The 22274-nt window shown below is 70.7% G+C and carries 21 protein-coding genes; 8 read left to right on the top strand and 13 right to left on the bottom strand.

Translation table 11 applies throughout. The annotated features are described in order from the left end of the window. The first annotated feature begins 65 nt into the window (after positions 1-65). From EKD16_RS03655 to EKD16_RS03640, 4 genes are all read left to right on the top strand, one after another. Entirely contained in the window at positions 66-1007 is a 942-nt protein-coding gene (locus EKD16_RS03655) for a LysR family transcriptional regulator (RefSeq protein ID WP_131097098.1), read from the top strand. Between the two features lie 383 nt (positions 1008-1390). Next, positions 1391-2209: a hypothetical protein gene (locus tag EKD16_RS03650; RefSeq protein ID WP_131097097.1), complete on the top strand. Its 819-nt coding sequence runs from the start codon at positions 1391-1393 to the stop codon at positions 2207-2209. Between the two features lie 106 nt (positions 2210-2315). Beyond that, positions 2316-4250 carry a fumarate reductase/succinate dehydrogenase flavoprotein subunit gene (locus tag EKD16_RS03645; RefSeq protein WP_131097096.1) on the top strand — a complete coding sequence of 645 codons (1935 nt, stop codon included), beginning with the start codon at positions 2316-2318 and terminating at the stop codon, positions 4248-4250. Beyond that, positions 4250-5050 carry a succinate dehydrogenase/fumarate reductase iron-sulfur subunit gene (locus tag EKD16_RS03640; protein WP_131097095.1) on the top strand — a complete coding sequence of 267 codons (801 nt, stop codon included), beginning with the start codon at positions 4250-4252 and terminating at the stop codon, positions 5048-5050. Before EKD16_RS03645 ends, EKD16_RS03640 begins: the two co-directional genes overlap by 1 nt. A gap of 59 nt (positions 5051-5109) precedes the next feature. On the opposite strand, the gene EKD16_RS03635 is transcribed toward EKD16_RS03640, so the two are convergent. From EKD16_RS03635 to EKD16_RS03595, 9 genes are all read right to left on the bottom strand, one after another. Next, a complete protein-coding gene (locus tag EKD16_RS03635) occupies positions 5110-6711 on the bottom strand; it encodes a polyamine aminopropyltransferase (protein WP_131097094.1) in 1602 nt (533 codons plus the stop codon). Further along, positions 6711-7133 (bottom strand): DUF350 domain-containing protein, encoded by a 423-nt coding sequence (locus tag EKD16_RS03630; protein WP_131097093.1) that lies wholly within the window; start codon positions 7131-7133, stop codon positions 6711-6713. The genes EKD16_RS03635 and EKD16_RS03630 overlap by 1 nt, the downstream gene beginning before the upstream one ends. Before the next feature lie 98 nt (positions 7134-7231). After that, positions 7232-7573 carry a hypothetical protein gene (locus EKD16_RS03625; protein WP_131097092.1) on the bottom strand — a complete coding sequence of 114 codons (342 nt, stop codon included), beginning with the start codon at positions 7571-7573 and terminating at the stop codon, positions 7232-7234. Continuing rightward, positions 7570-8124 (bottom strand): DUF2617 family protein, encoded by a 555-nt coding sequence (locus tag EKD16_RS03620; RefSeq protein ID WP_131097091.1) that lies wholly within the window; start codon positions 8122-8124, stop codon positions 7570-7572. The genes EKD16_RS03625 and EKD16_RS03620 overlap by 4 nt, the downstream gene beginning before the upstream one ends. Before the next feature lie 3 nt (positions 8125-8127). Continuing rightward, a complete protein-coding gene (locus EKD16_RS03615) occupies positions 8128-8745 on the bottom strand; it encodes a DUF4178 domain-containing protein (RefSeq protein ID WP_131097090.1) in 618 nt (205 codons plus the stop codon). Between the two features lie 322 nt (positions 8746-9067). After that, on the bottom strand, positions 9068-10237 hold the full coding sequence (locus tag EKD16_RS03610; RefSeq protein ID WP_131097089.1) for an FAD-dependent monooxygenase: 1170 nt from the start codon (positions 10235-10237) through the stop codon (positions 9068-9070). Positions 10238-11407: 1170 nt separating this feature from the next. Continuing rightward, positions 11408-13294, bottom strand: coding sequence for a translational GTPase TypA (gene typA / locus EKD16_RS03605; protein WP_131097088.1), 1887 nt, complete (start codon positions 13292-13294; stop codon positions 11408-11410). A 195-nt stretch (positions 13295-13489) separates the two neighbouring features. Continuing rightward, on the bottom strand, positions 13490-13903 hold the full coding sequence (locus EKD16_RS03600; protein ID WP_242677220.1) for a (deoxy)nucleoside triphosphate pyrophosphohydrolase: 414 nt from the start codon (positions 13901-13903) through the stop codon (positions 13490-13492). A gap of 122 nt (positions 13904-14025) precedes the next feature. After that, positions 14026-14403 (bottom strand): hypothetical protein, encoded by a 378-nt coding sequence (locus tag EKD16_RS03595; protein WP_242677219.1) that lies wholly within the window; start codon positions 14401-14403, stop codon positions 14026-14028. Positions 14404-14754: 351 nt separating this feature from the next. Here EKD16_RS03595 and EKD16_RS03590 point away from each other — a divergent pair, with 351 nt between their 5' ends. Next, entirely contained in the window at positions 14755-15075 is a 321-nt protein-coding gene (locus EKD16_RS03590; RefSeq protein WP_131097086.1) for a hypothetical protein, read from the top strand. An 847-nt stretch (positions 15076-15922) separates the two neighbouring features. Here EKD16_RS03590 and recD2 read toward each other — a convergent pair. Both recD2 and EKD16_RS03580 read right to left on the bottom strand, forming a co-directional pair. Continuing rightward, a complete protein-coding gene (gene recD2, locus EKD16_RS03585) occupies positions 15923-18193 on the bottom strand; it encodes an SF1B family DNA helicase RecD2 (protein WP_131097085.1) in 2271 nt (756 codons plus the stop codon). A 224-nt stretch (positions 18194-18417) separates the two neighbouring features. Continuing rightward, the gene (locus EKD16_RS03580) at positions 18418-18663 is read right to left on the bottom strand and encodes a GntR family transcriptional regulator (protein ID WP_131097084.1); all 246 of its coding nucleotides are present in this window, start codon (positions 18661-18663) and stop codon (positions 18418-18420) included. Between the two features lie 401 nt (positions 18664-19064). Here EKD16_RS03580 and EKD16_RS03575 point away from each other — a divergent pair, with 401 nt between their 5' ends. Continuing rightward, entirely contained in the window at positions 19065-19268 is a 204-nt protein-coding gene (locus tag EKD16_RS03575; RefSeq protein WP_131097083.1) for a hypothetical protein, read from the top strand. A gap of 70 nt (positions 19269-19338) precedes the next feature. Here the strand turns inward: EKD16_RS03575 and EKD16_RS03570 are convergent, their stop codons facing one another. Next, complete coding sequence (locus EKD16_RS03570) at positions 19339-19551, bottom strand: GntR family transcriptional regulator (protein WP_341351884.1); 213 nt, start codon at positions 19549-19551, stop codon at positions 19339-19341. Positions 19552-19631: 80 nt separating this feature from the next. Beyond that, on the bottom strand, positions 19632-19889 hold the full coding sequence (locus tag EKD16_RS03565; protein WP_131097081.1) for a GntR family transcriptional regulator: 258 nt from the start codon (positions 19887-19889) through the stop codon (positions 19632-19634). Between the two features lie 114 nt (positions 19890-20003). Between EKD16_RS03565 and EKD16_RS03560 the strand changes: the two genes are divergently transcribed. Next, positions 20004-21011: a ParA family protein gene (locus tag EKD16_RS03560; RefSeq protein ID WP_165498663.1), complete on the top strand. Its 1008-nt coding sequence runs from the start codon at positions 20004-20006 to the stop codon at positions 21009-21011. A 198-nt stretch (positions 21012-21209) separates the two neighbouring features. Next, entirely contained in the window at positions 21210-22256 is a 1047-nt protein-coding gene (locus EKD16_RS03555; protein WP_131097079.1) for a serine/threonine-protein kinase, read from the top strand. Positions 22257-22274: the final 18 nt, after the last annotated feature.

The following is a 22274-nucleotide window of genomic DNA, read 5'->3' as shown; positions in this document are numbered from 1 at the left end:
AGACTTGATAAAGAAGAACGTCTAAGTCATCGGAGTGCTGGTCTCGATAGCCGTAGGCTATGGTCATGCAGTTCCAGCAGCTCGTCTACTTCCTCGCCGTGGCCGAGACGCGCCATTTCACCCGCGCAGCCGAGGTTGCGCACGTCGCGCAGCCGAGCCTCAGCCGCCAGATCCGCAACCTGGAAGAGGAGCTGGGCGCGTCCCTGTTCAGCCGGGCACGGGGAAATATCACACTCACACCGGCCGGTGAGGCGCTGTATCCGCTGGCGCAGCGCATCGTGGCCGACATGGAGACCGCGCGGCACGAGGTGCAGGAGCTCGCGGGCATGCGGCGCGGGCGCCTGCGGCTGGGCGCGACCCCCTCGCTGTGCGGGGGGCTGCTCGCCGAGGCGCTGTCGGGCTTCCACGACCGCTTCCCCGGCGTCGAACTGCAGGTGGAGGAGAGCGGTTCGCGCGACCTCATCCGCGCCCTGGGGCGCGGTGAGCTGGACCTGGCGCTGATCATCCTGCCGCTGCAAAGCAGCGATCCCGCCTTCGTGACGACGCCGATCCTGCGCGAGAACCTCGTGGTGGTCAGCGCCGCCGACGCGCCGCCGCCCACGCAGCGCGCGTCGATGCGCATCACCGATCTGCGCGAAAGGCCACTGGTGATGTTCCGGCACGGCTACGATGTCCGCGAAGCGACCCTGCACGCCTGCCGTGCCGCCGGTTTCGAGCCGCGGCTGGCGGTGGAGGGCGGCGAGATGGACGCGGTGCTCCGCTTCGTCGAGGCGGGCCTGGGCATCGCGGTGGTGCCCAGCATGGTGTTGAAGAACCGCCCCGGCCTGCGCGGCACACCGCTGGCCCAGCCGCGGCTGCTGCGCACCATCGCGCTGGCCCACCGCAAGGACGTCGACCCCTCGCACACCGCGCGCGCCTTCCGGCGCCACCTCATGGCCTACCTCACCCACCTCACGCGTGACGACCTGGGCGAGGACCTCGAGGTCATCGCCGCGCTGCACCCCTAGCTAGTACGGCCGGCGGGCAAGCGGCGGTGCGCGACGGTGCGCCGCGGCATACCGAGGGGGACAATAAATACGATAAATTTTATTCATGAAGGCTGGACTTACTTTCGCATAGCGGGCATATGGTGCAAATACAACAAATAAAGTATAATGCACATAGCACGCATTCCCCCCTGTTTCCCGTAAACCGTCTCCAACGAAACAGCGGCAGTGGCATTTTTCACACGCATTTCGCGTGAATTTCGAGCTGAATTCGTGATCACTGCGGCCTAACGTGGCTTCCCAAACCCGTCCGCACTGCCTGATCACACGGCTGCGAGAGCGGCCCGCGCGCCCCGCGCTCCGCCATCCGCTGGGACCGCCCGCGCCAAAATGGAGACGCAGCAATGACATCGACGCTTCCCCCGCCGGAGCGGGCCGGACTCAAGCGCCCCCGTATCTCCGCGCGGACCCTGCGCACCGACCGCTGGTGGGCCGGCCCCGTGTGGACCGTGCTGGGCCTCAGCGCCTTCCTGATCTACGGCCTGGTGCGCGTGCTGCAGCAGGACCACTACTGGGTGGCCGACTACGGCTATCTCACGCCGTTCTACTCGCCGTGCCTGTCGGCCTCCTGCGCACCCGGATCGGCGCATTTCGGCACGCTGCCCTGGGAGTTCCCCTGGTTCCTGCCCTACGCGCTGTTCAGTCTGCCGTTCCTGCTGCTGTTCCGGTTCACCTGCTACTACTACCGCAAGGCGTACTACCGCTCGTTCTGGCAGGCGCCGACCGCGTGCGCCGTGCGCGAACCGCACAGCCGCTACACCGGTGAGTCCCGCTTTCCGATGATCGGGCAGAACCTGCACCGCTACTTCTTCTACGCGGCGGTCGTCATCTCCCTCATCAACACCTACGACGCCGGGCTCGCACTGTTCCACGGGCGCGACGGCGGATTCGGGATCGGGCTGGGCAACCTCATCCTCATCGCCAACGTGGTGCTGCTGTGGGCCTACACGCTCAGCTGCCACTCCTGCCGGCACGTCCTCGGCGGCCGGCTGAAGAGCTTCGGCGGCCGCCCGGTGCGCTACTGGATGTGGACGCAGATCTCCCGGCTGAACACCCGGCACATGCTGTGGGCCTGGGTCACGCTGGGCACGCTGGTACTGGCCGACCTCTACGTGGCGCTGGTCGCGAGCGGCACCATCACCGATCCGCGGATCTTCAACTAGCACCCGCATCCGCAAGATCTGCAAGCGCACTCAAAAACCGCGGTACCCGGCTCAGGGACGCCCCCAGCGCCCGCCGCCGGTACCGGCGCAACCGAAAGTCGAGAAGATGTCCGAGACAACACGGCACAGCTACGACGTCGTCGTGATCGGGGCCGGCGGCGCCGGCCTGCGCGCGGCGATCGAGGCGCGCCAGCAGGGCAAGCGGACCGCCGTCATCTCCAAGTCCCTGTTCGGCAAGGCCCACACCGTCATGGCCGAGGGCGGCGCCGCCGCGTCGCTGGGCAACGTCAACAGCGACGACCGCTGGCAGGTGCACTTCCGCGACACCATCCGCGGCGGGAAGTTCATGAACAACCCCCGCATGGCCGAACTGCACGCCAAGGAGTCGCCTCAGCGCATCCTGGAGCTGGAGCACTGGGGCGCCCTGTTCGACCGCACCTCCGACGGCCGCATCAGCCAGCGCAACTTCGGCGGCCACGAGTACCCGCGCCTGGCCCACGTCGGCGACCGCACCGGCCTGGAGATGATCCGCACCCTGCAGCAGCGCGTGGTCCAGCTGCAGCAGGCCGACGCCGCCGAGTTCGGCGACGCGGAGGCGATGCTGCGCGTATTCGCCGAGACCACCGTCACCGAACTGCTGCTGGAGGGCGAACCGGGAGCGGAGGGCGGCCGTATCGCCGGCGCCTTCGGCTACATCCGCGAGACCGGCGACTACGTCGTCTTCGAGGCCCCGGCGGTCGTCCTCGCCACCGGCGGCATCGGCCGGTCCTTCAAGGTCACTTCCAACTCCTGGGAGTACAGCGGCGACGGCCACGCCCTGGCGCTCCGCGCCGGCGCCGCGCTGCTGAACATGGAGTTCGTGCAGTTCCACCCCACCGGCATGGTCTGGCCGCCGTCGGTGAAGGGGATCCTGGTCACCGAATCGGTGCGCGGCGACGGCGGGGTGCTGCGCAACTCCGAGGGCAGCCGGTTCATGTTCGACTACGTGCCCGACGTCTTCCGCGAGCACTACGCCGAGACGGAGGAGGAGGCCGACGGCTGGTACGCCGACCCGGCAAGCAACCGCCGCCCGCCCGAGCTGCTGCCCCGCGACGAGGTCTCCCGGGCCATCAACAACGAGGTCAAGCAGGGCCGCGGATCGCCGCACGGCGGCGTGTTCCTGGACGTGTCCACCCGGCTGCCGGCCGAGGAGATCATGCGGCGGCTGCCGTCGATGCACCACCAGTTCAAGGAGCTGGCCGACGTCGACATCACGGCCGGGCCCATGGAGGTCGGGCCCACCTGCCATTACGTCATGGGCGGGGTCGAGGTCGACGCCGACACCGGTGCGTCCTCGGTGCCCGGCCTGTTCGCCGCGGGCGAGGTGGCCGGCGGGATGCACGGCTCCAACCGGCTGGGCGGCAACTCGCTTTCGGACCTGCTGGTGTTCGGGCGGCGCTGCGGCCTGGGCGCCTCCGCCTACCTGGACGAACTCGGCGAAGAGCGGCCGACTCCCGAGGCCGCCGACATCGACCGCCTCAGCGAGGAGGCCGCCGCCCCCTTGGGGCGCGAGACCGGGGAGAACCCCTACCAGCTGCACCAGGAGATCCAGCAGACCATGAACGACCTCGTCGGCATCATCCGGCGCGGCAACGAGATGGAGCAGGCCCTGGAGTCCCTGGACAAGTTGCGCGAACGCGTCGCCGCGGTGCGCTCCGAGGGCGGCAGCGTCTACAACCCCGGCTGGCACCTGGCCCTGGATCTGCGCAACATGCTGCTCGTCTCGGAGACCGTCGCCCGCGCCGCGCTGGAGCGCCAGGAGTCGCGCGGCGGCCACACCCGCGACGACTACCCGGCCATGTCCGCCGAGTGGCGGGCGGTCAACCTGATCGTGTCGCTGCGCGACGGCCGCCTCCAGCTGCGCCACCAGCCGATCGACGCGATGCGCGAGGACCTGATGGAGCTGTTCGAGCGCGAGGAGCTCGGCAAGTACCTCACCGAGGAGGAGCTGCCCCCGGCACCGCGGTCCGACGGCTCCGAGACCGCGAAGGAGGACAACTGATGACCAAGCGGACGTTCCACGTGTGGCGCGGCGGCGGCGAGGGCGACCTCGCCCAGTTCGAGGTGGAGGTCAACGAGGGCGAGGTCGTGCTCGACATCCTGCACCGCATCCAGGCCACGCAGTCCCCCGACCTGGCCGTGCGCTGGAACTGCAAGGCCGGCAAGTGCGGGTCCTGCTCCGTCGAGATCAACGGCCGCCCCCGGCTGTCGTGCATGGCCCGGATGAGCACCTTCGACCCCGGCGAGACCATCACCGTCACACCGTTGCGCGCCTTCCCGGTCATCCGCGACCTGGTGTGCGACGTCTCGTACAACTACCAGAAGGCGCGGGAGATCCCCTCGTTCACCCCGCCCGAGGACGCCGAGCCCGGCGACTTCCGGATGGCCCAGGCCGATGTGCAGCGCTCCCAGGAGTTCCGCAAGTGCATCGAGTGCTTCCTGTGCCAGGACGTGTGCCACGTCATCCGCGACCACGAGGAGAACAAGGAGGCGTTCGCCGGGCCGCGCTTCCTGATGCGCGCCGCCGAACTGGAGATGCACCCGCAGGACACCGCGGACCGCCGCAAGATCTCCCAGGAAGAGCACGGTCTGGGCTACTGCAACATCACCAAGTGCTGCACCGAGGTGTGCCCGGAGAACATCAAGATCACCGACAACGCGCTGATCCCGCTCAAGGAGCGGGTGGCCGACCGCCAGTACGACCCGGTCGTGTGGCTGGGCGAGAAGATCGGACTGCGCAAGGGCGCCGACACCCCGGTGCCGCCCAACACCCGCAAGCCGACCTCCACCCCGGAGCAGTAGCGGTGCCGGGGGCCGCCCGCCGGCGGCCCCCGGGACCGGCGCCCAGCAGCCCTGTAGCTCTAGTAGCCCTCCCAGGCGCCGCGCTCGTAGTCCAGGATGCGCGGCTTGAGCAGCGTGGAGGGCTCGGAATCCGTGGGGCGGCGGTCCTTGGGGAAGGTCTGGGCGGCCTCCAGCGTGGCGGAGTCGAGGAACCGCAGCGGCGGGTGCTCTTCGGGCAGTGCCACGGCGGGTTCGCCGCGTCCTTCGGGCACGGCGAGGAAGAACCCCCAGTCGCCGAAGCTGGGCACGTCCACGTGGTAGCCCGAGGTGCGCCAGCCCGCCGAGCGCAGCCCGGCACGCACGCTCCAGAACGCCTCGGGCGCGAAGTAGGGCGACCCCGACTGGACGGTCATCCGGCCGTCTCGGGCCAGCGCGCGCCGCGCCAGCGTGTAGAACTCGGCGGAGTAGAGCTTGGCTGTGCCGGCGTCGTCGGGATCGGGCATGTCGGCCAGGATCACGTCGAAGCGGCGCCGGTTCTCCCGCAGCCAGGTGAAGGCGTCGGCGTTGACGACCCGGACGCGTTCGTCGGCCAGCGCGCCCTCGTTGAGCGTGCGGATCTCGGGCATGGTGCGCGCCAGCCGGGTGACGGCAGGGTCCAGGTCGACGAGGGTGACGGTGTCGACGTCGGAGTAGCCGACGAGTTCGCGCACCGCCAGGCCGTCGCCGCCGCCCAGCACGAGCACGTCGCCGTGCGGGCCGTTCATGGCCGGGTGCACCAGCGACTCGTGGTAGCGGTACTCGTCCAGCGAGCTGAACTGCAGGTCCCCGTTGAGGAACAGCCGGGTGTCCGAGCCCGACAGCTTCTGGGTGACCACGATCTCCTGGTAGTCCGACCGCTGCGCGTGGATGATCGGATCGCGGTAGAGGGCTTGGCGCGCGTTCATCTCGAACCGGCCGGACAGCGCGAAGGACGCCGCCAGCACAGCGAGCACCAGCACCAGGCCGACCGCGGGCAGCACCCGGGCGCGCGGTGTCAGCGACCCGCGGAACAGCCACAGCACCACCAGCACGCCCACGACGGCGTTCAGGGCGCCGACCAGCAGGGTTCCCTTGAGCAGCCCGAACAGCGGCAGCAGCGCGAAGGGGAACGCCAAACCGCCCAGCAGCCCGCCCACGTAGTCCGCGGCGAACATGTCCGCCGCCGCGTCGGCGGCCTCCTGGCGGCGGATGCGCTGGATCAGGGTCATCAGCAGCGGGATCTCCGCGCCGATGAGTGCTCCGATGACCAGCGCGAGCAGCACCATCACCGGCTGGTACAGCGAGAACCAGGCGAAGGCGGAGTAGAGCACCAGCACCGACAGGCCGCCGACGACCGACAGGCTGCCCTCGATGACGGCGAACCAGAACGCCGGGCGGCCGGTGAGCCGCTTGGACAGCAGCGAGCCGGCGCCCATGGCGAACACCATCACCGACAGCACCACCGACGCCTGCACGATGGTGTCGCCAAGCAGGTAGCTGCCCAGCGCGACCAGGGCCAGCTCGTAGACGAGGCCGCACGCGGCGCACACGAACACCGCGAACAGCACCAGCAGTCGCGCGAGCCGGGGCGGCACCGGCAGCCCCGCGAGCGCGGGTCCGGTGCCGCCCCGGGTGCCGGAGGCGGAATCGTCCACTGCGGTCATCAGGAGATGGCCGCCGCGACCATCAGCGCGATGGCGATGTGGGCGGAGCCGTTGACCCAGACGGCCGGGTGGGTCTCGTCGGAGGTGAGCACCTCCCCGAGCTTGCCCGGCGTGAGGGCGTCGATGAGCAGGAACGACAGCGCCATCAGCGCCAGGCCGATGATGCCGTAGGCCGCGGCGCTCGCCAGGCCGACCGCCAGACCGCCGGTGCTGACGTAGATGGCCGTGGCGACGATGATGGCCACGCCCAGCAGGTTGGTGGACAGCAGCAGCGACGCGTTGCGGTTGCGGTGCTCCCAGACCAGGTCGTGGAGCTTGCCGGGAGTGAGGACGTCGACGAGCAGGTAGCCGAGCACCAGGAGCACGATGCCGAGGACGCCGTAGGCCAGGCTGGCGCCTGCTTCGTAGAGGAGGACGGACATGGTGGGATCTGATCCTTGTCTGTAATACATCTGCGAGGGATGGGAGCGGAGGTCGGGTGGTTACGTTCCAGCGACCGGGGAGGTCTCTCGGGGCGGGATCACTTTCCGAAGCCGGGGCCGCCGCCGCGCGAGGTGAAGCCGGAGCCGCCGCCGGATCCGCCGGAGGTGCGGGTGCCCGAGCCGTCGGAGCAGCCGACGTACTCGAACTCGCCGGGGCCCGTCTTGCGGTAGTCGCCTTCGCCGGGCTCGTGCTCGTAGGAGACTCCGTCGTTGCCTTCCTCGATGGTGGAGCCCTCCAGCACGTCCTCGGCGTCGGCGCGGTCCCAGTCGCCGCAGCTGTCACCGAAGGCGGGCAGCACGAACACGCCCACCAGCGCGACCGCCACCAGTCCGACTATCAGCGCGATCTTGCGCCCGTTGTCTTCGAACACGGCACTCATTCGTCCTTTCCGGGGTGGTGATGCCCGATGGGCCGTTCACAGGTGGTCGTGGTGGTGACCAGCTCGTTCTTCTGCGGATAGGCGTGCCAGGTCCGCCACCGCACGCCGCCGCGGCCTGCCGGCTCGGGCAGCAGCGCGGTGATCGCGCGCGGGTCGCCGGGGAAGGCCGCGACCACGCCGCGGGCGTCGCGTTCGACTGCGGCTCGGACGCGGTCCACTCGCTCGGCGAACGCGGCGCTCTCCGGCGTGGCGACGGAGCTGGTGAAGGTATAGGAGGCCAGTCCGGCCACCGCCGGGCGGGCCCGGTCCGGGAGCTCTCCGCGCGATTCCGGCAGGCAGGCGACGGTCTCGGTCAGCAGCGGCCCTGTCTGCTGCGTTCCGCCCTCGGCCAGCACCACCTGGTGGGAGGCGCCGAGCACGCGCAGCTCCAACCGGTAGCCGGCGATGCGGCAGGCGCGGGTGAGCAGCGCGGGCAGCTCCGGGGCGTCCAGGGTCCAGGTCAGGTCCGCGGCGCCGGTGTCGACGAAGGGGGCGGACAACGCGGTGGCCACCGGTCAGCTCCCCGCCGGGTACACGGTGAAGTCGGCGCGGGAGAGCGGCTTTCCGGTACTGGGCTCCCAGCGGCCGTGGTCGAACCGCTCGAAGGAGAGCAGGTTGCCGTTGGCGGCCTCGTAGTCGGCGTAGTCCATGCCTCCCTCGGCACGCAGCCCGGTGGTCCCCTCGGAGCGGTAGGAGGCGCTGCCGCGCTCGGTGAGCCGGTAGCGCACGCCTTCGAGTTCGACCTCGGGGCCGTGCGGGGTGAGGTCGAGGTCGGGGCGGCCGGTCCACAGCGCCATCTGCAGGTCGGGGTCCTGCTCCACGGAGAGCCACCGGCGGCCGCCCTCGACCTGGAGGAAGTGCTCGGCCCACACGGCGCCGCCCTCGGACAGCCGCAGCGTGCCGCGGATCCAGGTGCGTTCGGCGCCGAAGTCGAGCATGTCTCCGGCCTTGAGGCCCAGGGGGTCGCCCTGGGTCTCGCCGATGTCGGCGAAGGGGTCCGCGGGCCGGGCGGGGCGCGGGGACGCCGGCGTGCGGCGCCTGTTGCGCAGCACCGAGACGGTCACGGCGACCGCGGCGGCGGCCGCGGCCACGACGACGACGATGATCAGCAACGGCATCAGCGAGTACGACATGTGACGGGTCTCCGGTCGGGGAGGGTCGATCGGCGGCCCGCGGGAAGCCGACCGCACAACTGCGGCGCAGCAGACGACCTCCACGTTCCCGAAATCGGGACACGACTGGATAACGGCGGCACGCCGATCGGGTGGCCGGAAGCTGTCACAGCGGTGCAGGTCCGCGCGGCCCGCCGTGCGGTCGGCCGCCGCAGGGGACCCGGTGCGGACCCCTGCGGTAGGGACGGCTACGCGCCGGCGCAGGGTCGGCGGACCCGCCCGACGCCGCCACGCTGCGCTCCGACGCGGCCGCCGTGCTTCGCGCCGTACTGGCGGCCTGACCTCAGGGGCGCGCCCCGGCACGCACACCGTCGGCCGGCCTGGTGTAGCGGGCGAGGAGGGTCGGTGCGGCGGTGCCGACCACCTTCGCGGCCATGTCGCGCACCCCCGCGGCCAGCGGGGACTCGCTCTGCACGGCCTCGGCGAGCTGCGCCGAACGCTGCACCAGCGTGGTGGTGTGCGGCAGCCGGGCGTCGGAGTAGGACTGCAGCGCGGTCGGCACATAGGCCATGGACCCGCTGATGTGCTGCGCCAGCACCACCGCGTCCTCGATCGCCTGGCAGGCGCCCTGGGCCAGGTTGGGGGTCATGGCGTGCGCGGTGTCGCCGACAAGCGCGATGCGGCCCTTGTGGTAGGCGGGCAGCGGCGTGTCGATATGCCACACGTCGGTGCGCAGCACGGATTCCGGTCGGGCGGCGGCGGCCAACCGCGGCAGCGGATCGTGCCACCCCTCGACGCGGCGGAGGAGTTCGGCGTGCTCGTCCTCGCTGCGCCCGCCGGCGGGCGCATTGCCGGTGGCGTAGCAGAAAACCTCGTCGCCCGTGAGAGGCAGCACCCCGGCCACACCGCCGCGGCCCCAGGTCTCGCCGAAGGCCGCGGGTTCGGCGGGCCGGGCCACGACGGCGCTCCAGCAGGTGAACCCCGCGTAGACGGCGCCGGGGTGCTCCAGGAACAGCTCCGAGCGCAGCCCGGAGCGCGCCCCGTCGGCCAGAACCACCAGGTCGGCGGTGTGCTCGCCGGCGTCGGTGACCACGCGGGCGGGGCGGCGGGTGTCGCCCGCCTCGATCGCGGTGGCGGTGGTCGCCGTGTGCACGGCCGAAGCCGGCAAGCGACTGAGCAGGAGGGTGCTGAGTTCGCCGCGGCGCAGCACGCACACCGCGTCGCCGAACCGCTCCCGGGTGTCCTCGGCGGACGTGCGCAGGATCCACCGGCCGTCCCGGCGGCGGATGGCGGCGATCCCCTGATGTGCGGAGCGCTTGCGGACGTCTTCGCCGATGTCGAGGTGGTCGAGCGCCCGCAGCGCGTTCGGGGCGAGCGCCAGGGCGAGTTCGGCCGGCTCCAGCCCCGGCGCGCGCTCGCAGACGGTGACCGCCCAGCCCACCCGGTGCAGAGCGAGGGCCGCGGACAGCCCTGCGACCCCGCCTCCGACGACGACGGCATGCGGCTCTGCCATGGGCTCGTCCTCCGGGGGGTCTCAGGCGAGCGGCTCCGACCCGCACCGGCGCTCGGAACCCTGGTGACCCAAGGTTAGGGCCGACCGGCGGGTAGCGCCACGGAACTCCGGTTTTCTCCCGCCGAGCGGCCCGTCCGGCCGGTCCCCGCCCAAAATCGCGGCCGCCGGTGCGACACGCCGCGAGCAGCCGCGGCAGCCGCGATTCCGGCGTTTGAGGCCCCGGGACGGGACGGGCCGAACGGGCGCGGCCCGCTAGCTGGTCAGGCCCTGTTGAGGAAGTGCTGGGTGGGCCGGCTGCTAGGGGCGGCCGGGCCGTGCAGCTCAGGTCTGCTGCGCGCTCTTGCTGGTCTGCCGGGATGCGGGTGGTCGTACGGAAAGGCAGCGCCGAGGACGGAGGATGGCCGGGCTCCGCGGTCACCGGATCGGGTGCTCGCCGGTGGCGGCGGCCGGCAGGGACGGCGTTGGGCCGCCGCGGGCCGGTCGGCGCATCTATTGCGCGGTTTCCACCGGATTCCGGCCCCTGGCTGGTCGAGACCCCGCAATAGGTGGCACCGGTCCCGCCGAGTCTGTCTGCAGGGCTGGATTCGGCGCCGAATCCAGCCCTGCAGACAGACTCGGCGCGGCTTGGCCCGTCTATCGCGAACTTATGGTCGCAGGAAAGCGTATTCCGCAGCCACAAGTTCGCGATACACCGCCGGATGGGCCGACATAGGGGACCTACCGGCGCCGGTGGGCCGACTGGGTGTCGCCGTGTTGCGGCCGGGCCCGCACCGGCCGGGGCCGCGCGGCGGGGCGCGGGCGCGGTGTACCGCCGGCGTCGTCGCCGCCTCGCCGGGCGGGCCACCGGCGAGCACCCGGCCCGTTGGGCGCGGGCCCGGCCACGTTGCTGCCGTCGCCGCCGCCTTTCCATGAAGTCACCCGACACCCGGCAGACCACAAGGCCGCCCAGCAGACCCGCCCCGCCGACACCGCCACCGGCGGGCACCGGAACCGACGTCCGCCGGCCCGGACCCATTGCTGCCGTCGCTACCCCGCCGGATGCGCCACCGGCGAGCACCCGCCCCGTTGGGCACGGGTCAAGCCCCCGCCGCCCTCGGCGCCGCTATAGACCACCCATCCACCCGGCAGACCAACAAGGCCGCACAGCAGGCCGGCGTTCTCAAACACGGCTCAGCCGCGCTTCTTCTGCGCGGCCATACGGCCCCGCTCCCGGGAGTCGAGGACGACCTTGCGGATGCGCACCGCCTCCGGTGTCACCTCGACGCACTCGTCCTCGCGGCAGAACTCCAGCGCCTGCTCCAGCGACATGCGGCGCGGCGGCACCAGGCGCTCCAGCTCCTCGCCGGTCGCGGAGCGCACGTTGGTGAGCTTCTTCTCCTTGGTGATGTTCACGTCCATGTCGTCGGCGCGCGAGTTCTCGCCGACGATCATGCCCTCGTAGACCTCGGTGCCCGGGTCGACGAACAGCACGCCGCGCTCCTGCAGGTTGAACATCGCATACGTCATGGCCTGCCCGGTGCGGTCGGCCACCAGCGAACCGGTGGGGCGGGTGCGCAGGTCGCCGAACCAGGGCTCGAAGTCCTCGAAGACGTGGTGCGCGATGCCGGTTCCGCGGGTCTCGGTGAGGAACTCGGTGCGGAACCCGATCAGGCCGCGGGAGGGGATGAGCCAGTCCATCCGCACCCAGCCGGTGCCGTGGTTGGTCATCTGCTCCATGCGGCCCTTGCGGATGTTCAGCAGCTGGGTGATGGCGCCCAGGTACTCCTCGGGCGCGTCCACGGTGAGGCGCTCGACCGGCTCGTGCAGTTTGCCGTCGACCTGGCGGGTGACCACCCGCGGCTTGCCGATGGTCAGCTCGTAGCCCTCGCGGCGCATCTGCTCGACCAGGATCGCCAGGGCCAGTTCGCCGCGTCCCTGGACCTCCCAGGCGTCGGGGCGGTCGGTGGGCAGGACGCGCAGGCTGACGTTGCCCACGAGTTCGCGGTCCAGCCGTTCCTTGACCAGGCGTGCGGTGACCTTGGCGCCCTTGGTCTTGCCGACATGCGGCGAGGTGTTGGTGCCGATGGTCATGGAGATGGCCGGCTCGTCGACGGTGATCTTCGGCAGCGGGCGTGGGTCCTCCGGGTCCGCCAGGGTCTCGCCGATCATGATATCGGGGATGCCCGCGATGGCGATGATGTCGCCCGGCCCCGCCTTCTCGGCCGGCTTGCGCTCCAGGGCCTCGGTCATCAGCAGTTCGGTGATGCGCACGTTCTGCACACTGCCGTCGCCCCGGATCCAGGCGGCCTGCTGGCCCTTGGCGATCTCGCCCTGGTGCACCCGGCACAGCGCCAGGCGGCCCAGGAACGGCGAGGCGTCCAGGTTGGTGACGTGGGCCTGCAGCGGCGCGCCCGGGGTGTACACCGGGGCGGGGACCGCGTCGAGGACGGTGTGGAACAGCGGGACGAGGTCGCCGTTCGGGGGGACGTCGCCGTCTGCGGGGCGCTCCAGCGAGGCCTTGCCGTCGCGGGCGCAGGCGTAGACGATCGGGAACTCGATCTGGGACTCGTCGGCGTCGAGGTCGAGGAAAAGCTCGTAGACGTCGTCGACGACCTCGGCGATGCGGCTGTCGGGCCGGTCGACCTTGTTGATGACGAGGATCACCGGCAGCTTGGCCGCCAGCGCCTTGCGCAGCACGAAGCGCGTCTGCGGCAGGGGACCCTCGCTGGCGTCCACCAGCAGAACCACGCCGTCGACCATGGACAGCCCGCGCTCGACCTCGCCGCCGAAGTCGGCGTGGCCGGGGGTGTCGATGATGTTGATGACGACGTCGTCGCCCTGGGGCGTGGTGTAGTGGATGGCCGTGTTCTTCGCGAGAATGGTGATGCCCTTCTCGCGCTCCAGGTCGTTGGAGTCCATCACGCGCTCGTCGACGTCCTGGTTCTCCCGGAAGACGCCCGACTGCCAGAGCATGGCGTCGACGAGGGTGGTCTTGCCGTGGTCGACGTGGGCGACGATGGCGACGTTGCGGATGTCAGTCCTACGTGCGGAGCCTTCGGCAGGCGTGGCGCTGGACATGCGAGTGTCTCGATCTCATCTGGTGGGAAGAGCCGCGACTCCCGCGGCACGCCTCCAGTTTATGCGGGGGCTTCACGCACCGGGGGAAACGGACTGGTCACCGGACCACGGCGGGAAGGCGCGGAACGGGCGCGCAACGGCAGGCCGATCGGGCGACCGTTGCGCTCGGGACCGGCCGCCGGGCCGGGCACCGGGTCAGTCCCGCAGGTGCGGCCGGATCTCGGTGAGGAAGGGGACGTCGGCCGGCAGCCAGTCGACGCCGGCGAGGGTGTCGGCACGCAGCCAGCGCAGCGAGAGGTGCTCCAGGGCGCGGGGCTCGGGCTGGCCGTCGGGCAACTCGGCCATCCACACCCGCAGCAGGGCCTCGGGGCCCTCGGAACGGGCGGGGAAGAAGACGTCGCCGCCGATGCGGCGGATGGGAGCGATGCGCACGCCCAGTTCCTCCTCGCACTCGCGCACGAGGGCGTCGGTGTCGGATTCGCCGGGGTCGACCTTGCCGCCGGGCAGCTCCCAGCGCCCGCGCATGGGCGGGGGGTGGGATCGCTGGGCCGCGAGCAGGGCGCCGCTTCGGATGATCGCGGCGCCGACGACGATCTGCGTCTGTGTCACGGAGCAACGGTAGCGGCAGGTGCTCCGGCGCGGGGGCGGCGGCCGGTACGCGACGCACGCGTATCGGGGATTCGTCCGCCGCCTCGTCATGGCGGAGGCGGCGGACGCCGGTGCCGGGTGCCTCAGGCCGCGGTGGGTGCCGCCGCGGCGACCGGGGTGGGCGCGGGCGGAGGCGCTGCGGGCGCCGTGTGGGGTTGTATGCCCGCGGTGCGCTGGTCCGCGGAGAGCCGCCGGGCGGCGCCGTCGGGATCGGTGACGGGGTGGGTCGCCTGGGCGCCGCCGTCGTCGCGCCAGCGGAACAGCCCGCCCCAGCACCACACGGTCAGGCCGCGGCGGACGGAGAGGACGGCGACGCGGTCCAGGGCACCCGCGTAGAGGCGGTGTGCGCCCACGTCGGCCAGCCGGGCGTGCAGCTCGGTGACGGCCTGGGCGGGGGTCGCGGGAGCTGCGGCGGAAAGCGTCGAGAGGGTTCCCACGTGCAGGGCCTTTCCAGTCGGCACCGGCGGGCGTTTCGCCCGACGCGGCGGCAGTGCGGCACGTATACGACGGCGGCTCGGGAGGCGTCTGTCGTCGCCGTCGCTAATCCCCTTATCCGGGTGACCGCAAACGGTTCTCGTCGATTAGATCACGAATTCGTCTCAGCGTGTTCCGGAGACTACCCTGCGCGCTTGCGCAGCGCACAAGCTCCGCGCCGAACTCTTCGCGGACGGCGCGCCGCTTCGGCCGAGAGGCTCGCGGGTCGCTCCGCCCGGAACCGGCCGAAACCGTGTGGCCGCGGGACGAACGGGCAGGGTCCGGCGTGGCCCGGCGCCGACGGCGGCGCGCGGCGGTCGGCCGGGAGGTGCGCACGCATGGCGACGCTGGACAACCTGCGCGGGGCCACGCTGACGGGTATCAGGGTCGACGCACCCGGCCACCGGGTGGCTCTGGGACTGCGGCTGGACCGGCCGGACGGGCCCGCCGACTACACGCTGGTGCTGGAGGGCGTCACCGACTTCAGCTGCTTCGACGAATCGGCCTCCGCCTGGCCCGACCAGCGCATCGGCTCGGTTTCGGCCCGCCACGACCCGGAATCCATGCACCTGGATTTCGCCTTCGCGCGTGCGGGCGCGGGCATGGCGGTCACCTGCGGCAAGGCCGTGCTGCGCCGGGCCGGAAGGGCACCTGGGTGAGTCGGCCACGCCGGTGCGCCTGAAGGAGGGACCGCGCAGCCCTCGGGCGCCGACCGGCGGCCGGCGCCCGAGTTGCCAACGCTCTCCGGGGGGAGTGGAAAGAGCGTCAGCGTCCTGGGAGGCTGCGTGTGCGGAGCACCGGCCGCGGAGGGGACGCGCAGGGCCTGCGCGGTGAGAGTTCGGCGGTGCGGCAAAAGCGGAGCACGGTGGGCGCGGGGAGAACCGCGGGACGGCCGTGCCCGCCGGCGGCGGTGGCGGCCTGCCCGCTGGAGCGCGGCGGCGGAACGAGGCGACCGCCCCGAGAACAGGCCGGCGTCCTGCGCCGACACCGGTTCCCGATACGGGGACGACCCGATCCACCGAAGCGCGGATTCCCTTCCGGTTTCCGCTTCATACGGTGAGCCTATTCAACCGGGGGTGCGCTCGGGGCGGAAACTCGAAAAACTCGGGATGACCATATGGGAACGGCCGGGGACGACCGCTGTTCTCCTAATTGCGACACCCGGGCGGTGTGCATGCGCACCCGCCTAGGAGAAGGCGTCGCCCCCGGCCGGGCCGAGCCGGCGCCCGGGAGGGATCGGGCGCGACCGCGACCTTCGGGCGGCGGCACGGGGAGAGGGAGCGGTGCCGCGCCCGACTCCGGACACGCTACTGCACGCGCGCCGATATTTCATTTGTCCGCTTATACGAATCCGGAGCCGGACTTCTGCGGCAGCCACCGGCACAGGTAGTCCGAATCGCCGGTTATGCTACATAAGAGAAGAAGGCCCTGCCTTACCGGCATGGTTACCCACCAATTCTGCCCCTCTCGCGCACTGAAGGCCGAATAGGCAATTCGGGACCGTAGTCAGAAATCAGCCAGACGCTGCGCGAGAGCTGTATATCTCCGTCCAGCGGAGGCGTTGCGGACGGCCTGAGCCAGAGCGCGGCGCGAACCCACCAGCACGACGAGCCGCTTGGCGCGGGTGATCGCGGTGTAGAGCAGGTTGCGCTGGAGCATCATCCACGCACTCGTTGTGACGGGAATCACAACCGCCGGGTACTCGCTGCCCTGTGAGCGGTGCACGGTGACGGCATAGGCGTGCACGAGCTCGTCGAGCTCGGCGAAGTCGTAACCGATCTCCTCGTCCTCGTCGGTGCGCACCGCGACGGCCTGCTCGATCGTGTCGATGCCGGTGATGACGCCCAGAGTGCCGTTGAAGACGCCGTTCTCGCCCTTCTCGTAGTTGTTGCGGATCTGGGTGACCTTGTCGCCGACGCGGAAGATGCGCCCGCCGAAGCGGCGCTCGGCCACGCCCTCGCGCGGGGGTGTCAGCGCCTCCTGCAGCAGCGTGTTGAGGTTGCCGGCACCGGCGGGACCGCGGTGCATGGGAGCCAGCACCTGGACGTCGCGCCGCGGGTCGAGGCCGAACTTGCGCGGGATCCGGTTGGCGACCACGTCCACGGTGAGCTCGGCCGTCGTCTCCGTCTCCTCGCTGGGAAACAGGAAGAAGTCCGACATACCGGCGAACTCCGGCGGGGTTCCGCTGTTGACCCGGTGCGCGTTGGTGACCACACCCGACTCCTGGGCCTGCCGGAAGACATGGGTCAGCCGCACCTGCGGCAGCGGCGAGCGCTCGTCCAGCAGGTCGCGCAGCACCTGGCCGGCGCCGACGGACGGCAGCTGGTCCACGTCGCCGACCAGCAGCAGGTGCGCGCCCGGCGGCACGGCTTTGGCCAGCTTGTTGGCCAGCAGCAGGTCGAGCATGGAGGCCTCGTCCACCACGAGGAGATCGCAGTCCAACGGATTGTCGCGGTCGTAGGAGGCGTCGCCGCCCGGCTTCAGCTCCAACAGGCGGTGCACCGTCGAGGCCTCGTGCCCGGTGAGCTCGGTCAGCCGCTTGGCCGCGCGGCCGGTGGGCGCCGCCAGGATGATCCTGGCCTTCTTCGCGGCGGCGAGAGTGATGATCGAGGACACGGTGAAGGACTTGCCGCAGCCGGGCCCGCCGGTGAGGACGGCGACCTTGCGGCTCAGCGCCAGCTTGACCGCCTCCTCCTGTTCGGCCGCCAACTCGGTGCCGGTCCGTGAAGCCAGCCACTCCAGCGCGACGCCCCAGTCGACGTCGGAGAACGCCGACAGGCGATCGGCGGAGCCGGCGTTCAGCAGCCCGCGCAGCTGCGCGGCGAGCGCCGCCTCGGCCCGCTGGAAGGGGACCAGGTAGACGGCGGTGACCTCGTCGCCGTCGGGGCCGGGCACCTTCTCGGTGGCCACCCCCTCCTCGTCGACCAGCCGGGCCAGGCACTCGATGACCAGGCCGGAGTCGACCTGCAGGATTTTCACCGCGGCGGCGATGAGCCGCTCCTCGGGCAGGTAGCAGTGACCGTCGGAGGTGGACTCCGAGAGGGTGAACTGGATCCCGGCCATCACCCGCTCGGGACTGTCGTGCGGAATGCCGACGGCCTGGGCGATGGTGTCGGCGGTCTTGAACCCGATCCCCCACACGTCGGTGGCCAGCCGGTAGGGCTCGTTGCGCACGACGGAGATCGAGGAGTCGCCGTACTTCTTGTAGATCCGCACCGCAAGCGACGTGGAGACCTCGATGCCCTGCAAGAAGACCATGACTTCTTTGATGGCCTTCTGCTCCTCCCAGGCGTCGGCGATCAGGCGGGTGCGCTTGGGGCCGAGCTTGGGCACCTCGATGAGCCGCTCGGGGGTCTGCTCGATGACGTCGAGGGCCTCGACCCCGAAGAAGTCGACGATCCGCTCCGCCAGCCGCGGGCCGATGCCCTTGACCAGGCCGGATCCCAGGTAGCGGCGCACGCCCTGGACGGTGGCGGGAAGCACGGTGGTGTAGTTTTCGACCATGAACTGCCGCCCGTACTGCGGGTGCGAACCCCAGCGCCCCTCCATCCGCAGCGACTCCCCGGGCTGGGCACCCAGCAGCGCACCGACCACGGTGGTGAGGTCGGCCCCGCCGCCACCGCCGCGCCCGTTGTCGATCTTGGCGACGGTGTAGCCGGTCTCCTCGTTGGCGTAGGTGATGCGCTCCAGCACCCCTTCGAGCACGGCGGGGCGGAAGGGACGCTCACCGGAGCCGCCGGAGCCACGGGATCCGCCCCGATCCGACCGTGCACCCATCAGGACTCCCTTTCCGCGACCTCGGTTGCCTCCATGATGCCGCCCACTGGGGACACCGAGGCTGGAGGTGGGGCCGGGCTGGCGGCCACCGGGCCTGTTGGCGAGCGGTCCGGCTCCCGGCGATCGGCGAGTCTGTCCCTGGAGTCGGTTTCGGCGCCGAGAATGACTGCAGGGACAGGCTCGGCGGCCATCGGGCCGCTTGATGTCAATTAGTGGTCGTCAACCTAGGAGCGGTCGGCCACATAGGTACCGCGTTGAGGAACCGTGTAGGCGTATCCCTGCTCTCGGAGATAGCGCACAGCACGCCGCGCGGTGTCACGTGCGACCCCCCAGCGTTGGATCATCGTGGCCTCGGAGGGGATCGGCCGGTTCGGGCTCAGCTCTCCGCGTTCGATCTCACCGATGATGACGTCCGCAATCTGCCGGTACGGCGGTAGGGGCGACTCGTAGTCGATCTCTTCATCGGACATGCGACGAAGGTAGAAGAGCGCCTCCGTCTGCCTGCGTCGACCTACGTAGGTAGACGAGGGTATAGGAGTTCCATTAGCATTCGTTTACACGAAGACCCCCGCGACCGCTGACACCGGCCCGGGGGCATGGCCACCAGTTACCAAGGAGCTGATGACATGACGGACTTTATCGTCCGCGCGTTCCGTTGCGTAGTCGGTCGACGCACAGGTGTGTGCACGCCTATCAGTGTGCCCACGCCGTCATCTCCGGCGCCCGTCCGCAGGACTGCCCGAGTACGTCCCTACGCCCTCGCCGCGCTGGAGCGCCAGCGCGGCCTCTCGGGCCCCCGGGCGTTCGCCGGATCACTGCAACTCGGCGCGCGTAAGCCCGCCTCCCCCGCCCTGCTCGCGGGGGTGGGCCGATGAGCGCCGCCAAGCCTCCGGAAACCCAACCGCCCGCTGCCCACTGCGTGCTGACCGAGGCCGAGCGGCGCGCACTGCGCGACCTCGTGGATGAACTGATCGAGGCGACCGAAGACCGCGTCTTCTGGCTCGGCCCCGTCCGCGAAACGGCTTTGGAGATGCAGCGCCGCCTCGGCGCCCTCCTCGACACCGAAGAGGAGTAAACAACCAGCGGACGCACTCGCGCGCCCAGCGGCCGGCCGCCGGAGCGCAAACCGGCGACCGGCCGCGCAGTCACCTCGGCAATACGTAAACGCCCCGCCCATGGACGGCTCGGAGAAGCCCACCCTTGACGAGGTAATCCGTGGCCTTGACCGCGGTGCCCCGAGCGACACCGAGCTCTTGCCGGAGCCGGTTCAACGACGGGACAGGACGCCCGGGCACGTACCTGCCGGCCTCGATGCGCGCCGCAAGAATCGCCGCGAGTTGCAGCCATACGGGATTCATGCCCTCGTGGTCGATCTCAGTGTCGGGCCCGTACCCGATCGGCAAATCCATGCGACCAGCGTGCACCAGCACTGTGCCAATCAGTCCTCGTCAGCCTCAGAACAGTCGGCCACATAGGTACCCCGTTGGGGAATCGTGTAGACGTAGCCGTGGTCGCGGAGATAGCGCACAGCACGCCGCGCGGTGCGCGCGCCGCCCCAGCGTTGGATCATCGTGGCCTCCGAGGGGATCGGCCGGTTCGGGCTCAGCTCTCCGCGTTCGATCTCACCGATGATGACGTCCGCAATCTGCCGGTACGGCGGTAGGGGCGATTCGTAGTCGACATCGTCACTATGCATTTGCAAGTAGCCACCGCAGCAGTCGCAGGTGCAGGAGACGGGAACGCGGTGCACGGACTCGATATAACCGAACCGTCCTAGGTGATCGTGTTGGGAGGACCGCCGTTGATCTCCATGGCCTTGTTCAACAACAAGGGCGGCGTCGGAAAGACGATGTTGTCCTACCACCTGGCGCACATGCTGGCGCGTCTGGGAAAGCGGGTACTGACGGTCGACCTCGATCCGCAGGCGAACCTTACGTCCTACTTCCTCCCGGAGGAAGAACTGGAGAAGGTCTGGGCGACAGACCCCGTCATGGCGCTCGAGCAATCGACGGCAGCGACGGTTGCGCAGGCCGTGCAGCCGATCATCGAGGGACTGGGCGACGTCAAACCGGTGCAGCCCCTGGAAATGGCAGATGATCTCTGGCTGGTGCCCGGGGATCTGATGCTCAGTGGGTTCGAGGACAACCTGTCCAAAGCGTGGCCCGAAACCACCCTCGGCAAGCCCGGTCCCGTGCGCACCACGACGGCTTTCCATCGGCTCATGCAGGAAGCCGGCCACGCGGTCGAGGCCGACATCGCGATCATCGACGTCGGACCGAACCTGGGCGCGATCAACCGGGCGGCGCTGCTGGCAGCCGAGACGCTGCTGATTCCGCTGGCCGCGGACCTGTTCTCGCTCCAAGGTCTGCGCAACCTCGGGCCGACTTTCCGGGAGTGGCGGACTACGTGGCGGAATCAGGCGCTGGGCAACATGCCGTCGAACATCGGGCACCCCAATGGGGAGATGATCCCGCTCGGTTACGTGATCATGCAGCCCAGTGTGCGCCTCGACCGGCCGGTCAAGGCGTACCAACGCTGGTTGGAGCGGATTCCCGAGGAATTCCAGCAGCACGTGGTGCAGGGCATGGCGAGCGAAAACGTGCTCACCCCGCACGAGATCGCCACGATCCGCAACTATCGAAGCCTCATGCCTCTGGCCCATGACGCCCACAAGCCGATGTTCGACCTCAAACCCGCTGACGGGGCTATCGGGAGCACCCAGCAGTACGTGGCTACCTGCCGTTCGGACTTCAAGGGCTTGAGTGGAGAGATTCTGAACCGGCTGAGTACGGCGGCCGAGCTGCGCGAGAGCCGGTGACGGCCCGAGGTCGACAGCTCCCGGCCCCTGTCGCAGACAGCTCCTTCGCGGGCGCCGCGGCAGATGGGTGCGAGGGCTAGACTCCGGTGCACTGAGTCGGGTTCTCCTGTCCCTTGGGCCTCTCGGCCCGGCCCCGTTGCGCATGCGCGGGATGGCCGGGCCGGGGACGGTGCCCGGTGCGATTGTTCTGGAGGCGCCATGAAGGCCCGGGGAATCCGACGCCTGGGTCGGTTGCTTCCCGGCGATCCGGCGGAGATCGGCGGCTACGAGCTGGTGGGGCGCGTCGGTTCCGGCGGTATGGGAACCGTCTATGCCGGGAAGGCGCCGGGGATCCGCGGGTACCTCGCGATCAAGGTGATCAACGGCGAGCACGCGGCCGCACCGGAGTTCCGCAGGCAGTTCGCCTACGAGGCCCGACTGCTGGCGCGGGTGAACAGCCCGTGCGTGGCGCGTTTCGTGCAGGCCGATGTCGAGGCCGACCCGCCGTGGATGGCGACCGAGTACGTGCCGGGTCCGACCGTGCGCCACCACGTCGAACGGCACGGCCCGTTGCGGGGCGGCATGCTCGTCGGGCTGGCGGCCGGCGCCGCCGAGGCGCTGCGGGCGGTGCACACGGTGGGAATCGTGCACCGGGACCTCAAGCCGAGCAACGTGGTCGTCGCGCCGCAGGGGCCGAAGATCCTCGACTTCGGAATCGCCCGCCCCACCGCGCCCGAGGACGCGACCCGCTGGATCCGGGTGCGGCGGTTCCGCGAAGGACTGCGCCGACTCCGGCTCCCGGCGCCGGGCGGCCTTCCCGGCGCCGACGACAGCGGCGCGGCACCGCGCGACCGGGTGGGCACACCCGGCTGGATCAGCCCCGAGCAGTACCGCGGCGGAGCGGCGACCGACCGGTCTGACGTGTTTCTGTGGGGCTGCCTCGTCGCGTTCGCCGCTGCCGCCCGCAACCCGTTCGGCCACGGCCACCCCAAGGAGCTGGCCCGCCGGGTGCTCCGCGAGGAACCGGACCTCGACCGCCTGCCGGGCGAGCTGGAGGGGCTCGTGCTGGCCGCGCTGGCCAAGGACCCGGCCGAGCGACCCGACTCGACCGCGCTGCTCGGCGCCGTGCTGGCGGCGGCGGGCGAGACGACCGCCGCGCCCACCGCCGTCGCGCTGCGGGAGCTGCTGGGCGCCCGGTGGACGGAGGTCGCCGTCCAGCCGCCGCGGCCGCCCCGCGAGGGACCGCGCCTGTGGCCGCTGGGCTGAGGGCCGAGAACGACAGGC

The organism is Streptomonospora litoralis (genome assembly GCF_004323735.1).
In the GTDB taxonomy this organism is placed as follows: Bacteria; Actinomycetota; Actinomycetes; order Streptosporangiales; family Streptosporangiaceae; genus Streptomonospora; species Streptomonospora litoralis.
This window is presented reverse-complemented; position numbering and strand designations above follow the sequence as displayed.